At 70.3% G+C, this 12865-nt stretch carries 12 protein-coding genes; 9 read left to right on the top strand and 3 right to left on the bottom strand.

Going from position 1 to position 12865, the window contains the following annotated elements:
* Positions 1-151: 151 nt before the first annotated feature.
* Positions 152-811, bottom strand: a complete 660-nt coding sequence (locus tag FNX44_RS15960) for a hypothetical protein (RefSeq protein ID WP_143648923.1) — start codon at positions 809-811, stop codon at positions 152-154.
* Positions 812-1145: 334 nt separating this feature from the next.
* Here FNX44_RS15960 and hemL point away from each other — a divergent pair, with 334 nt between their 5' ends.
* The 6 genes from hemL to ccsB all read left to right on the top strand — a co-directional run bounded on the left by hemL (position 1146) and on the right by ccsB (position 7587).
* Positions 1146-2480 (top strand): glutamate-1-semialdehyde 2,1-aminomutase, encoded by a 1335-nt coding sequence (hemL, locus tag FNX44_RS15955; RefSeq protein ID WP_143648922.1) that lies wholly within the window; start codon positions 1146-1148, stop codon positions 2478-2480.
* Entirely contained in the window at positions 2480-3202 is a 723-nt protein-coding gene (locus FNX44_RS15950) for a histidine phosphatase family protein (RefSeq protein WP_143648921.1), read from the top strand. The genes hemL and FNX44_RS15950 overlap by 1 nt, the downstream gene beginning before the upstream one ends.
* Positions 3203-3310: 108 nt before the next feature.
* Complete coding sequence (locus FNX44_RS15945; protein WP_143648920.1) at positions 3311-3922, top strand: TlpA family protein disulfide reductase; 612 nt, start codon at positions 3311-3313, stop codon at positions 3920-3922.
* A 34-nt stretch (positions 3923-3956) separates the two neighbouring features.
* A complete protein-coding gene (locus FNX44_RS15940; protein ID WP_143648919.1) occupies positions 3957-4736 on the top strand; it encodes a cytochrome c biogenesis CcdA family protein in 780 nt (259 codons plus the stop codon).
* Between the two features lie 2 nt (positions 4737-4738).
* On the top strand, positions 4739-6496 hold the full coding sequence (gene resB, locus FNX44_RS15935) for a cytochrome c biogenesis protein ResB (protein WP_143648918.1): 1758 nt from the start codon (positions 4739-4741) through the stop codon (positions 6494-6496).
* Positions 6493-7587, top strand: a complete 1095-nt coding sequence (ccsB, locus tag FNX44_RS15930) for a c-type cytochrome biogenesis protein CcsB (protein ID WP_143648917.1) — start codon at positions 6493-6495, stop codon at positions 7585-7587. The genes resB and ccsB overlap by 4 nt, the downstream gene beginning before the upstream one ends.
* Before the next feature lie 82 nt (positions 7588-7669).
* Here ccsB and FNX44_RS15925 read toward each other — a convergent pair whose 3' ends face one another.
* Together FNX44_RS15925 and FNX44_RS15920 are read right to left on the bottom strand one after the other, a co-directional pair.
* Positions 7670-8911, bottom strand: coding sequence for a polysaccharide deacetylase family protein (locus FNX44_RS15925; RefSeq protein ID WP_143648916.1), 1242 nt, complete (start codon positions 8909-8911; stop codon positions 7670-7672).
* A gap of 190 nt (positions 8912-9101) precedes the next feature.
* Positions 9102-9641, bottom strand: a complete 540-nt coding sequence (locus FNX44_RS15920) for a PLD nuclease N-terminal domain-containing protein (protein WP_143648915.1) — start codon at positions 9639-9641, stop codon at positions 9102-9104.
* Between the two features lie 193 nt (positions 9642-9834).
* Here FNX44_RS15920 and FNX44_RS15915 point away from each other — a divergent pair, with 193 nt between their 5' ends.
* Genes FNX44_RS15915 through FNX44_RS15905 form a run of 3 tightly spaced genes read left to right on the top strand, consistent with a single transcriptional unit; the run spans position 9835 to position 12811 of the window.
* Positions 9835-11286, top strand: coding sequence for a menaquinone biosynthesis decarboxylase (locus FNX44_RS15915; RefSeq protein WP_143648914.1), 1452 nt, complete (start codon positions 9835-9837; stop codon positions 11284-11286).
* Positions 11283-12203 (top strand): menaquinone biosynthesis prenyltransferase MqnP, encoded by a 921-nt coding sequence (gene mqnP, locus FNX44_RS15910; RefSeq protein ID WP_143648913.1) that lies wholly within the window; start codon positions 11283-11285, stop codon positions 12201-12203. The genes FNX44_RS15915 and mqnP overlap by 4 nt, the downstream gene beginning before the upstream one ends.
* Positions 12204-12244: 41 nt before the next feature.
* On the top strand, positions 12245-12811 hold the full coding sequence (locus FNX44_RS15905; protein ID WP_143648912.1) for a Uma2 family endonuclease: 567 nt from the start codon (positions 12245-12247) through the stop codon (positions 12809-12811).
* Positions 12812-12865: the final 54 nt, after the last annotated feature.

Below are 12865 nucleotides of genomic sequence, written 5' to 3'. Positions count from 1 at the left end.
GGAGGCGGTGGAGTCCAAGGCGATCATCGCCAGGGGGGTCAGCGACCGGGCGGGTGAGGTGCCCCGGAAGCGGAGCTGAAGGAGGGACGGGCACACGTCGCGCACCGGGGGCGCGCGGCGTGTGCCGTTGCGGCGGGTGGAGCCCCGGGCCTCAGGGCCAGACGAGGCAGTACGGTTGGTGGCCGGCTTCGTGGAGGCGGTGGCTGAAGGCCTGCCACTCGTTGAGCAGGCGGTAGACGTCGAACGCGTCGCGCGGCCCGCTGCGGTCGGGCACGGTGGACCAGATGAACGCGGCGGCGCCCACCGACTCCTCGCCGACGCCGCGCAGCGGGTCGACGACCGTCATCGGCAGCTTCACGACCGCGTAGTCCGGGTGCAGGACGACCAGCTCCAGTGGGGGTACGCGGTGCAGGGGTATGCCCTCGATGCCGGTGAGTACCATCGCGGCGACCGTCTCCGGTTTGATCTTGGTGAACATGCCGCCCTGGCCGAGTTCGTCCCCGCCCAGCTCCTCGGGGCGCATCGAGAGGGGGACGCGTGCGGCGGCGGCGCCGTCGCGTGCGCCGAAGTACTTGTAGGTCACCCCCATCCCGCCACCTCTGAGCCTTTCCGGGACCGTCGTCTCGCCGGGCTCGGCGCGGGCGTCACGGGCCGCCTCCCGGGCGCCGTCCCGGGGGCGTTCCCGGTTCTGTTCGCGCTCGCGCGCAGGCTCGCGCCGGGCCTCGGGGCTCCGGTCGCGGCGGTGTCTGCCGCGTTGGGCGCTCCGCGGTTCGAGGTCGCCGCCCTCGCCCAGCCCGCCTCCGCGTTGCATGTCACCACCCGATTCGTTCCCGGCCCCGTCGCGCGACCCGATCATCGTGTCAAAGACCTCCCCCTTGTACGCCGCGTGAAACGCCCCGCCGTACGAGCACGCAGGCTCTGACACCATGGATCGCGTGAGCTACCCCTGTGTCGCACCAGTTTCGCAGATGTGTGTACGCGCGGAGGACCCCTTTCGTCTCGGTCTTACACCGGTCGAACCGCCGCGAGTTCTCCCGGGTGTTGCCCCGGGCGGTGCCCGCCGTGCGGCGGGCCCGGCGCGAGGTGCGGCCGTGGGTAGTGTCACGGCGCGGCAGACGAGTCCGTTTTAGCAGGTCAGGAGCAAAGTGCCTTATCCATACGAAGCCCCAGCGTCACAGTCGCTCTTCGACCGGGCAGCCGTCGTCACCCCGGGAGGCGTGAACTCCCCGGTGCGGGCGTTCCGGGCGGTGGGCGGTACGCCCCGATTCATGGTGTCCGGCACCGGTCCCTACCTGACCGACGCCGACGGCCGTGAGTACGTCGACCTCGTCTGCTCGTGGGGACCGATGATTCTCGGCCATTCCCACCCGGCGGTCCTGGAGGCCGTCCAGGCCGCCGTCGCGCGCGGTACCTCCTTCGGTACGCCCGGCGAGGGCGAGGTCGAACTGGCCGAGGAGATCGTCGGCCGTGTCGAGCCGGTGGAGCAGGTCCGGCTGGTGTCCTCCGGGACGGAGGCCACCATGTCGGCGATCCGGCTGGCGCGCGGCTTCACCGGTCGGGCGAAGGTCGTGAAGTTCGCCGGCTGCTACCACGGCCACGTGGACGCGCTGCTCGCCTCCGCCGGCTCCGGCGTCGCCACGTTCGGCCTGCCGGACACCCCGGGCGTCACCGGAGCCCAGGCCGGCGAGACGCTGGTGCTGCCGTACAACGACCTGGACGCCGTCCGCGCCGCCTTCGCCGCGCACCCGGGCGAGATCGCCTGCGTGATCACCGAGGCGTCCCCCGGCAACATGGGTGTCGTGCCGCCCGCCGAGGGCTTCAACGCCGGACTGAAGGCGCTGTGCGCGGAGAACGGCGCGCTGTACGTGTCGGACGAGGTCATGACCGGTTTCCGGGTCTCGCGCGCCGGCTGGTACGGCCTGGACGGCGTCGCCCCGGACCTCATGACGTTCGGCAAGGTGATGGGTGGCGGCTTCCCGGCGGCGGCGTTCGGCGGCCGTCGGGACGTCATGGCGCATCTGGCGCCGGCCGGCCCGGTCTACCAGGCCGGCACGCTGTCCGGGAACCCGATCGCCACCGCCGCCGGTGTGGCCCAGCTGCGGCAGCTGGACGCCGCCGCCTACGCGAGGGTCGACGCGGCGTCGGAGGCCGTGCGGACGCTGGTCGCCGAGGCGCTGACCAAGGAGGGCGTGGCGCACACCCTCCAGACCGCCGGCAACATGTTCTCCGTCTTCTTCACCACCGACGGCGGCCCGGTCACCGACTACGCGAGCGCGAAGGAGCAGGAGGCGTTCCGCTACAACGCGTTCTTCCACTCGATGCTCGCGCAGGGCGTGTACCTGCCGCCGTCGGCGTTCGAGTCGTGGTTCGTCTCCTCGGCGCACGACGAGCGGGCGGTCGAGCGGATCGCCGCCGCGCTGCCGGCCGCCGCCCGCGCGGCCGCCGAGGCGACCGAGGCGACCGAGGCGGGGGGCAACTGATGGCCGAGAACAGCCCTGAGACGAGAGGGGCCGGGAAGGTGCGCGGCGAGGACAAGACGGTGACCGTGGTGCACCTGATGCGCCACGGCGAGGTGGCGAACCCGGACGGCGTGCTCTACGGCCGGCTGCCCGGCTACCACCTCTCCGAACTGGGCCACCGCATGGCCGAGCGCGTCGCCGAGCACCTGGCGGACGCCGACGTCACCGCCGTGATCGCCTCTCCGTTGGAGCGCGCCCAGGAGACCGCCGCGCCGATCGCCAAGGCCCACGGCCTGGACATCGGTACGGACGCCCGGCTCATCGAGGCGGACAACGTCTTCCAGGGCAAGACGTTCGGCGTCGGGGACGGCGCACTGCGGCGCCCCGGCAACTGGCGGCACCTGCGCAACCCGTTCAAGCCGTCGTGGGGCGAGCCGTACGTCGACCAGGTCGTGCGGATGAAGTCCGCGCTGGACGCCGCGAAGGACGCCGCGTACGGGCACGAGGCGGTGTGCGTCAGCCACCAGCTGCCCATCTGGATCGTGCGCAGCTTCGTCGAGCGGCGCAGGCTGTGGCACGACCCGCGCAACCGGCAGTGCACGCTGGCGTCGCTGACCAGCTTCACCTACCTCGGCGACCGCATCGTCTCGGTCGGCTACTCCGAGCCGGCCCGGGACCTGGTGCCCAAGCACCTGCTGGCCGGCGCCAAGCCGGTGAAGGGCGCGAAGGGCTTCGGCGCCTGAGCGGCAAAAGGCCCGGTAGAGCCCGGGTGCACCCGGGCTGACCTGGGAGGACGATCGGGACAAGGGGGGCGCGGCGGGGCGTTCGAGAGTGCATGCGAAACTTTTCACATGAGTCTCAGCCGCGCCCCCAGGGGCACGTCCCGCCGCCGCGTGACCGCGCTCACGGCGGCCGTCCTGGCCGGTGTGCTCGGCCTCACCGCATGCGGTTCCGAGGACAAGCCAGCCTCCAGCGACGGCGGCTACATCGAGGGCACCGGGCAGATCACCACGGTCGCCGCCGACGACCGTCAGCCCGCGCCCGACCTGTCCGGCAAGACGGTCGAGGGCGGTGAGCTGAAGCTCTCCGACTACCGGGGCAAGGTCGTCGTCCTCAACGTCTGGGGCTCCTGGTGCCCGCCGTGCCGCAGCGAGGCGCCGGCCTTCGCCAAGGTCTCCAAGGAACTGGAGAAGGACGGCGTGCAGTTCGTCGGCCTCAACATCCGGGACCTCGACGTGGCGAACGCCAAGGCGTTCGACCGCAACTTCGAGATCGCCTATCCGAGCCTCTACGACCCGAGCGGCAAGACGCTGCTGCGCTTCCCCAAGGGCAGCCTCAACCCGCAGGCCATCCCCTCCACCCTGGTCCTGGACCGCGAGGGGAAGATCGCCACGCGTGCGCTGAAGCCGCTCAGCGAGCCCGAGCTGCGGGAGATCATCGAGCCCGTACTGGCCGAGAAGTGACCGGGGACGTAGTGACCGGGGAAGACGCACGCCGATGAGTGCTCTGCTGGACGGCGTGTGGTTGGTCGCCGCCGAGAACCAGACCGTGAAGTCCGGGGCACTCGTGCTGGCGATACCGGTCGCGATCCTCGGCGGTCTTGTCTCCTTCTTCTCGCCCTGCGTGCTGCCGCTCGTGCCGGGCTACCTCTCCTACGTCACCGGCATCAGCGGCACCGATCTGGCGGACGCCAGACGCGGCCGGATGCTGGCCGGGGCGTCGCTGTTCATCCTCGGCTTCACCGCCGTCTTCGTCTCCGGCGGCGCGCTCTTCGGCTACTTCGGCAACACGCTGCTGGAGCACCGGGAGACGATAACCAGGGTGCTCGGCGTCCTGACCATCCTGCTCGGCCTCACCTTCATGGGCGTCCTGTGGCCCGGACTGACCCAACGTGAGCTGCGGATACACCGCAAGCCGGCGGTGGGCCTGGCCGGCGCTCCGATGCTCGGTGTGCTGTTCGGCGTCGGCTGGATGCCGTGTGTGGGTCCCACACTCACCGCCGTCCAGAGCCTCGCGCTCAGTGAGGCGAGCGCCGGCCGGGGTGCGCTGCTGATGGTGGCGTACTGTCTCGGTCTGGGGCTGCCGTTCATCGCCGCCGCGCTGGCGTTCCGCCGGGCGCTGGGGGCGTTCGGCTGGGTCAAGCGGCACTACGCGTGGGTCATGCGCATCGGCGGCGGCATGCTGATCGCGGTCGGTCTGCTGCTGCTGACCGGCGCCTGGGACCGCATCGTCTACGAACTCCAGGTGTGGACCGTCAACTACACCGTCGGGATCTGATCATGAGCGAAACAGAGACCAGGACCTCCGAGGTCGCCGCGACGGCGACCGGGGACGGTGACACGGACGAGTCGGCCGCGCAGGCCCAGCTCGGCACCGCCCCGGTGGAGGAGCCGCCGAGCGGACCGGCCATCGGACTCGTCGGGTGGCTGCGCTGGTTCTGGCGGCAGCTGACCTCGATGCGGGTCGCGCTGCTGCTGCTCCTGCTGCTTTCGCTGGCCTCGGTGCCCGGTTCGCTCATCCCGCAGCGCGACGCGAGCGCGAACCGCGTCGCGCAGTTCATGAAGGACAACCCGACGCTCGGCGAGGTCTACGACCGGCTGCAGCTGTTCGAGGTCTACAGCTCGGTGTGGTTCTCGGCGATCTACCTGCTGCTGTTCGTCTCGCTGATCGGCTGCATCGTGCCGCGCACCTGGCAGTTCGCCGGGCAGCTGCGGGCCAGGCCGCCGAAGGCGCCGGCCCGACTCGGCCGGATGCCCGCGTACACGACCTGGCGCACCGACGCCGCGCCGAAGGACGTACTGGCCGACGCGAACAAGCTGCTGCGCGGCCGCCGCTTCCGGGTGTCCGACGGCGAGGGCTCGGTCGCCGCAGAGAAGGGCTATCTGCGGGAGGCCGGCAACCTCGTCTTCCACCTGGCGCTCATCGTGATGCTGATCGCCTTCGCGACCGGTCAGCTGTGGCGGGTCGAAGGCGGAAAGCTGGTCGTCAAGGGCGACAGCTTCACCAACGTCCTCCCCTCCTACGACGACATCAAGTCCGGCAGTCTCTTCGACTACGGGGACCTGGACTCCTTCGGCTTCACCCTCGACGACTTCCACTCCGCCTTCGAGCCCACCGGCCCGCAGCGCGGGACGCCGCGTGAGTTCAGCGCCAAGGTGACCTACTGGGAGGGCGCCGACGGGCCGGAGAAGAAGGCGTCCATCGAGGTCAACCGGCCGCTGACGGTCGGTGACTCGAAGGTGTACCTGCTGGGCCACGGCTACGCGCCCGTGGTGACCGTCCGGGACGGCCAGGGCGACATCGCCTTCCGGGGCCCGGTGCCGTTCCTGCCGCAGGACGCCAACATCACCTCGCAGGGCGTGGTGAAGGTGACCGACTACCGCGACGCCAAGGGCAAGAAGGACCAGTTGGCGTTCGTCGGGATCTTCACCCCGACGTTCGGCCTGGACGAGGTGCGCGGGCCGCACTCCACCTTCCCCGACCTGAACTACCCGGCGCTCTTCCTGTCCCCCTACCGGGGTGACCTCGGTATGGAGACCGGCCTGCCGCAGAACGTGTACCAGCTCAACGACAAGGCGATGGAGCCGTTCACGACCAAGGACGGCGACATCCTGCGGGAGAGCCTGCGTCCCGGCGAGACGATGAAGCTGCCCGGCGGCGCCGGCACCCTGAAGTTCGAGCGGGTCGAGCGCTGGGCCACCTTCCAGATCTCCAAGAAGCCCGGCACCACGTGGGCGCTGGTCGGCGCCATCGCGGCGGTTGTCGGACTGGCCGGCTCGCTGTTCCTCCAGCGCCGCCGGGTCTGGGTGCGGGCCCGCACCGACGAGGACGGCCGCACGGTCGTGGAGATGGCCGCGCTCGGCCGCAGCGAGTCGGCGAAGCTGCCCGAGGAACTGGGCGCGCTGGCCGAACAACTGCGGACGACCGCACCCCTCGCCGACCCGTGCGAGGCTGACGACGACGTGCCGGCCGGTTCCGGCGACACCGGGCCGAAGCGCAAGAACGACAGCGACACTCACGAAGGAGTCGAGAAGTGAACCTCGCGTTGGCAGACAACCAAGCGCTCGCCGACTTCAGCAGAGTGCTCGCGCTCTCCGCGATGGCGGTCTACTCGCTCGCGTTTGTCGCCCACATCGTCGAATGGCTCTTCGGCAGCCGCAGCAAGGTGGCGCGTACCGCCGCCGAACTCAGCCCGAAGAAGAAGTCGCCGTACAGCAAGCCCGTCGAGGACGTCCGGGCGGCCGAGAGCGGTGGCGGCACGGCCGTGCTGGAGAAGCCGAAGGTGGTCACGCGTGCCACGGCAGGCGGCCGGCCCGATCTGCCGGACGGTCCGGGGGCCGCGGGCGGCGACGCGCAGGGCGACACGTTCGGCCGTATCGCCATCGCGCTGACGGGTCTGGCGTTCGCGATCCACGCCGCCGCCGTCGTGACCCGCGCGGTCTCGGTGACCCGAGCGCCGTGGGCGAACATGTACGAGTTCTCCCTCACCTTCTCGATGGTCGTCGTCGGCGCCTACCTCGGGCTGCTGATCGCCAAGAAGAACGTGCGCTGGCTCGGTCTGATCCTGGTCACCACCGTGCTGCTCGACCTCGGCCTGGCGAGCGTCGTGCTCTACACCGAGAGCGACCAGCTGCCGCCCGCGCTGGACTCGGCCTGGCTGTGGATCCACGTCTCGCTGGCGGTCGTCTGCGGCGCGCTGCTCTACCTCGGCGTGGTGGGGTCCGTCCTCTACCTCTTCCGGGACAGCTACGAGAGCAAGCTGGAGAGCGGCGGCAAGCCGGGCGCGTTCGCGACGTCCGTGCTGGAGCGGCTGCCGTCCGCCGCGACGCTGGACAAGTTCGCCTACCGCGTCAACGCCGCCGTCTTCCCGTTCTGGACCTTCACGATCATCGCCGGCGCGATCTGGGCCGAGGAGGCCTGGGGCCGCTACTGGGGCTGGGACGCCAAGGAGGTCTGGTCCTTCATCACCTGGACCGCCTACGCCGGTTACCTGCACGCCCGGGCGACGGTCGGCTGGAAGGGCCGCAAGGCCGCGATCCTCGGCATCATCGCGTTCCTGACCTTCCTGTTCAACTACTACGGCGTCAACCTCTTCGCCAACAGCCTCCACTCCTACTCCGGCGTCTGAGGCCTTCGGGGAGTCCGCAAGACGGCGGAGGGCCGGACGGTACACACCGTCCGGCCCTCCGCCGTTGCAGCGGCGGCCGGCGCTACGCGTCGGCGCCGAGGTAGGTCTTCCAGCCGCCGGTGGGGCGTTGGCCCACGTTCAGGCCGCGGAGCTTGGTCAGGACGTCCTCGTCCTGGGCGTCGAGCCAGTCCACGAACTGGCGGAAGGAGACCATGCGCACGTCCTTCGCGTCGAGGTCCGCGATGCGCTTGACGGTCTCCTCGACGGCGTCCATGTAGATGCCGCCGTTCCACTGCTCGAAGTGGTTGCCGATGAAAAGCGGCGCCCTGTTGGACTCGTAGGCGCGGCGGAAGCCGCCGTAGAAGACGTCGATGGCCTGCTGGCGCCAGGTGGGGTGGTTCTCGGCGGGGCCGTTGGTGGAGTTCTGGGACTGGTTGACCAGGATGTTGTAGTCCATCGAGAGCACCTCGAAGGACTTGCCAGGGAAGGGCAGCGACTGGAGCGGCAGGTCCCAGACGCCCTCCTTCTTCGTCGGCCACATCTGGAGGCCGCCGGAGGAGCTGGAGTCGTAGCGCCAGCCCAGCTCGGCGGCGGTCGGCAGCAGGTTGCCCTGGCCGAGGAGGCACGGGGTGCGGCCGCCGACGAGTTCCTTCTTGTAGTCGAACGGCAGCGGCTCGAGGTCGGTGAAGCCGGTGTTCGTCCGCCACTTGTTGACGAAGTCCATCGCCTGGTCGATCTCCGAGCGCCACTGGGCGGGCGTCCAGTGCTCGACCGAGCCGGTGCCGCCGCAGAAGTGCCCGTTGAAGTGGGTGCCGACCTCGTGGCCCTCCAGCCAGGCGGCGCGGAGGTTCTCCAGTGTGAGCCGGATGTTGCCGTCCTTGAGGTAGCCGATGTCGGAGGCACCGACCGGGTTGTTCGGCGGCTTGTACAGCTCCCGCTTGGACTCCGGCAGCAGGTAGACGCCGGAGAGGAAGAACGTCATCGCGGCGCCGTGGTCCTTGGCGACCTTGCGGAAACGCGGGAAGAGGCCGTTGCCGACCTCGCCGGCGCCGTCCCAGGAGAAGATCACGAACTGCGGCGGCGTCTCGCCGGGTTCGAGCTTGCGCGGTTTGGGCTGGTGCGGCTGCGGGCCGGTGTCGGCGGTGGAGCCGTCACCTATCGGCTTGGCCTGTTCCTTCTTCTCGCCGCCTGCCTTGTCCCCCGGGACGGTGTTCTTGTCCGAGCCCGAGCCGGAGCCGGTCGAGCAGCCGGCTATCCCCATGGTGGCGAGGGCGGCCGCCCCCACGCCGAGCAGTCCGCGTCGGCTTATCCCGCCATCCGACATGTCGTGTTCCCCTCACAGCGGTGCGTGTTCCGCTGAGAAGGATCGCTTCCGCGCCGGGTCGGTTCCAAGAGGTACGACCGATTTGCGGAATCTTTGCGGGCGAGGTGATCGGTGATCTTGGGGTGGCTGCCCGCAGGGGGCTTTGCCGTGTGCGGAAGCGATCTTCGAAAGGGGAGGGAGGCGCGCGGGGTCAGGGCTTCGGCGGGGTCGGGTCGTCGGGGCCGTTGTTGTCCTTGTTGCGGCGGAACTCCTCTTCCCACGCCTCCAGGGACTCCTCCGGCGACGGCGTCGGCGGCTTGGCGGGCCCGCCACCGGGCCTGCCGCCACTCCGGCCGCCGGTCGTGTCGTCGCCGCCCGACTTCGGCGAGCCGCCCTTGCCCGGCTCGGACTCCGGCTTCTCGGTGCCCGGCCCCGACTGCGGCTCCTCGGACTCCGCCGCCGAGCCGCCGCGCGGGTCGTCGCCCAGCGAACGCAGGAAGTCGACGTTGTCGTCCGGCGCGACCCAGCGGCGCTCGTTCGCCTTCGTGGCGCCGTAGGGGCGGTTGCGGCGCGGCCGGCCGACGGCGAACCAGGCGATCGGACCGATCAGCACCTGCCCGAACAGCAGGACGATGATCACCCACATCACCTTCGGCAGCTTGCGCACCTCTTTCTCAGGGGTGTTCAGGCAGTCGATGAAGGCGTAGATCCACACCGCCAGAACCAGTAGGAACGGCAATACCTTGGCCATGTGGAGCGCTCCTCGAGTGCGTCCTGACGATGTGCGGGCGGTCACGTCCGACACGAACGGTGACCTCAACACCAGCGTAATGGTCCGGCACCGCCCGGCGGTGTGGCGGAGCCCATGCCTGTGGACAACGGGCGGCGCCCCGGTGGCGTGCCCGCCCGTCGGCGGCCGGCGGCCGTGTCGGATACTGGACGGCATGGCTTACGACGACCTCCGCTCGCTGCTGCGAGCGCTTGAGCGCGACGGTGACCTGAAGCGGATCAAGGCGGAGGTCGATCCGCACCTGGAAGTCGGGGAGATCGTCGACCGGGTCAACAAGGCCGGCGGTCCCGCGCTGCTCTTCGAGAACGTCAAGGGCTCGGCGATGCCGCTCGCCATGAACGTCTACGGCACCGACCGGCGGCTGCTGAAGGCGCTGGGGCTGAAGTCCTACCAGGAGATCGGCGAGAAGATCGCCGGGCTGCTGAAGCCGGAGCTGCCGCAGGGCTTCGTGGGCTTCCGCGAGGCGTTCGGCAAGCTCGCCGGGATGAGCCACGTCCCGCCGAAGAAGGTCAAGGACGCGCCCGTCCAGGAGGTCGTCCTCACCGGCGACGACGTCGACCTGGAGCAGCTGCCCGCGCTGTTCACCTGGCCCGAGGACGGCGGCTCCTTCTTCAACCTCGGCCTCACCCACACGAAGCACCCCGAGACCGGCGTCCGCAACCTCGGCCTCTACCGCCTCCAGCGCCACGACCGGCGCACCATCGGCATGCACTGGCAGATCCACAAGGACAGCCGCAACCACTACCAGGTCGCCGCCAAGCGAGGTGAGCGGCTGCCCGTCGCCATCGCCTTCGGCTGCCCGCCCGCCGTGACGTACGCGTCCACCGCGCCGCTGCCCGGCGACATCGACGAGTACCTGTTCGCCGGCTTCCTCCAGGGCAAGCGGGTGGAGATGGTCGACTGCAAGACCGTGCCGCTCCAGGTCCCGGCCAACGCCGAGGTGGTCATCGAGGGCTGGCTGGAACCGGGCAAGATGCTGCCGGAGGGCCCGTTCGGCGACCACACCGGCTTCTACACGCCGCAGGAGGACTTCCCGGCGCTGACGATCGACTGCGTCACGATGCGCCGCCGGCCGCTGCTCCAGTCCATCGTCGTCGGCCGCCCGCCCACCGAGGACGGCCCGCTCGGCCGCGCCACCGAGCGCTTCTTCCTGCCGCTGCTGAAGATCATCATTCCGGACATCGTGGACTACCACCTGCCGGAGGCGGGCGGCTTCCACAACTGCGCGATCGTCTCGATCGACAAGAAGTACCCCAAGCACGCCCAGAAGGTCATGCACGCGATCTGGGGCGCGCACATGATGTCGCTGACCAAGCTGATCGTCGTCGTCGACGCCGACTGCGACGTACACGACCTGCACGAGGTCGCCTGGCGCGCCCTCGGCAACACCGACTACGCCCGCGACCTCAGCCTCGTCGAAGGACCGGTCGACCATCTGGACCACGCCTCCTACCAGCAGTTCTGGGGCGGCAAGGCGGGCATCGACGCCACCGCGAAGTGGCCCGAGGAGGGCTACACGCGCGACGGCGGCTGGCCGAACATGGTCGAGTCCGACCCGGCGATCGCCGAACAGGTCACCCGCCGTTGGCGGGAGTACGGGCTGTGACCGCCCAGCCGGCCACGACCCACGACGCCGAGGCGCCGCGCGAACGGGGGAAGGTGCGGGCCTTCCTCCGGCTCGTCATGATCGAACACTCCGTGTTCGCCCTGCCGTTCGCCTACATCGCCGCGCTGACCGCGATGTTCCGCACCGACGGCCGCGTCGACTGGTGGACGCTGCTGGTCGTGACGGTCGCCATGGTCGCCATGCGGACGTTCGCGATGGCCGCCAACCGCATCATCGACCGGGAGATCGATGCCCGGAACCCGCGCACCGCCGGTCGCGAACTGGTCACCGGCAGCGTCTCCGTGCGCACGGCGTGGACGGGCGCGCTCGTCGCCCTCGCGGTGTTCTTCGGCGCGGCGGCGCTGCTCAACCCGCTGTGCCTGATGCTGTCCCCGCTGGCCGTCGTCCCAATGGTCGTCTACCCCTACGGCAAGCGGTTCACCGACTACCCGCACGCCATCCTCGCCGCCGCCCAGGCGATCGGCCCCACCGGCGCCTGGTTCGCCGTGACCGGCAGCTGGTCGTGGGAGGCGGTGGTGCTGGGCGCGGCGGTCGGCATCTGGATCGGCGGCTTCGACCTGATCTTCGCCTGCCAGGACGTCGACTCCGACCGCGCCGAGGGCGTCGGCTCCGTGCCCGCCCGGCACGGCGTCGCCGCCGCGCTGTACGCCTCCCGCGCCAGCCACGTCGTCACGCTCGGGCTCTTCGCCTGGTACGCGCTGCTGACCGACGCCGGGGCGTTCTTCTGGCTCGGCCTGGTGATCGTCGCCGCCGCGTTCGTCTACGAGCACTCGCTGGTGCGGCCGAACGACCTCAGCCGCCTCAACCGGGCCTTCTTCACCGTCAACGGCTTCATCGGCATCGCCCTCTTCGTGTGCGCTCTGGCGGATCTCATCGCCCGCGGCCTCGGCGTGTAGCTACGGTTCCTCCCGACCCCGGGATACGGGAAGGGAGGACCGTGACCGGTTCGGAGATCGTTCGCCTGCGCTCGCAGCTCAGCCGCCTGGAAGGCCTGTTCCCCGGGTACACGGCGGAGATCGTGGAGGGCAGCATCGTGCTGACACCGCTCAGGCCGTTCCACAACGGGACGATGTTCCGGGTGTGGAAGCGCCTGGCGATCCTGCTGCCGGCGGACGTCGAGGTGATCAGCGGCGTAGCCGTACCAGTGAGCGAGGATTCCGAGTTCTGCCCGGATCTCGCCGTGATCCCGCGCGAGGAGTGGGAGCGCAACGCGAGCGGCTACCCGGTCGACCTCATTCACCTTGTCGTCGAGATCGTCTCCCCGAGCAGCGTCCGCAACGACTACGAGGTCAAGGACCGGGAGTACGCGCGGGCCGGCATCCCCGCCTACCTGATCTTCGACCCGTACCGGGCGCACTGCGTCACGCACTGGAACCCCGGGCCCGACGGTTACCGGGGGCGGGACACGATCGCCTACGGCGACACCGTCAGCGTGAAGACGCCGCTCGGGGAGCTGTCCTTCGACACCACCGAGCTGCCGGTCGATCCCGGGGCGCGCGGCTGAGAGTCGCGGGAGGTCAGCTCCAGGGGCTGGGGCCGATGCCGCCTGGTGGGGTGC

The sequence above is a fragment of the Streptomyces alkaliterrae genome, assembly GCF_007097205.2.
GTDB lineage: Bacteria > Actinomycetota > Actinomycetes > Streptomycetales > Streptomycetaceae > Streptomyces > Streptomyces alkaliterrae.
Note: the sequence above shows the minus strand (reverse complement) of the source record. Positions and strands in the feature narration are given on the sequence as shown.

Coding starts and splice junctions, on each gene's coding strand:
- FNX44_RS15940 (WP_143648919.1), top strand. CDS start 3,957: ATGAGTGCTCTGCTGGACGGCGTGTGGTTGGTCGCCGCCGAGAACCAG.
- FNX44_RS15915 (WP_143648914.1), top strand. CDS start 9,835: ATGGCTTACGACGACCTCCGCTCGCTGCTGCGAGCGCTTGAGCGCGAC.
- FNX44_RS15960 (WP_143648923.1), bottom strand. CDS start 811: ATGCAACGCGGAGGCGGGCTGGGCGAGGGCGGCGACCTCGAACCGCGG.
- resB (WP_143648918.1), top strand. CDS start 4,739: ATGAGCGAAACAGAGACCAGGACCTCCGAGGTCGCCGCGACGGCGACC.
- FNX44_RS15920 (WP_143648915.1), bottom strand. CDS start 9,641: ATGGCCAAGGTATTGCCGTTCCTACTGGTTCTGGCGGTGTGGATCTAC.
- FNX44_RS15925 (WP_143648916.1), bottom strand. CDS start 8,911: ATGTCGGATGGCGGGATAAGCCGACGCGGACTGCTCGGCGTGGGGGCG.
- FNX44_RS15950 (WP_143648921.1), top strand. CDS start 2,480: ATGGCCGAGAACAGCCCTGAGACGAGAGGGGCCGGGAAGGTGCGCGGC.
- FNX44_RS15945 (WP_143648920.1), top strand. CDS start 3,311: ATGAGTCTCAGCCGCGCCCCCAGGGGCACGTCCCGCCGCCGCGTGACC.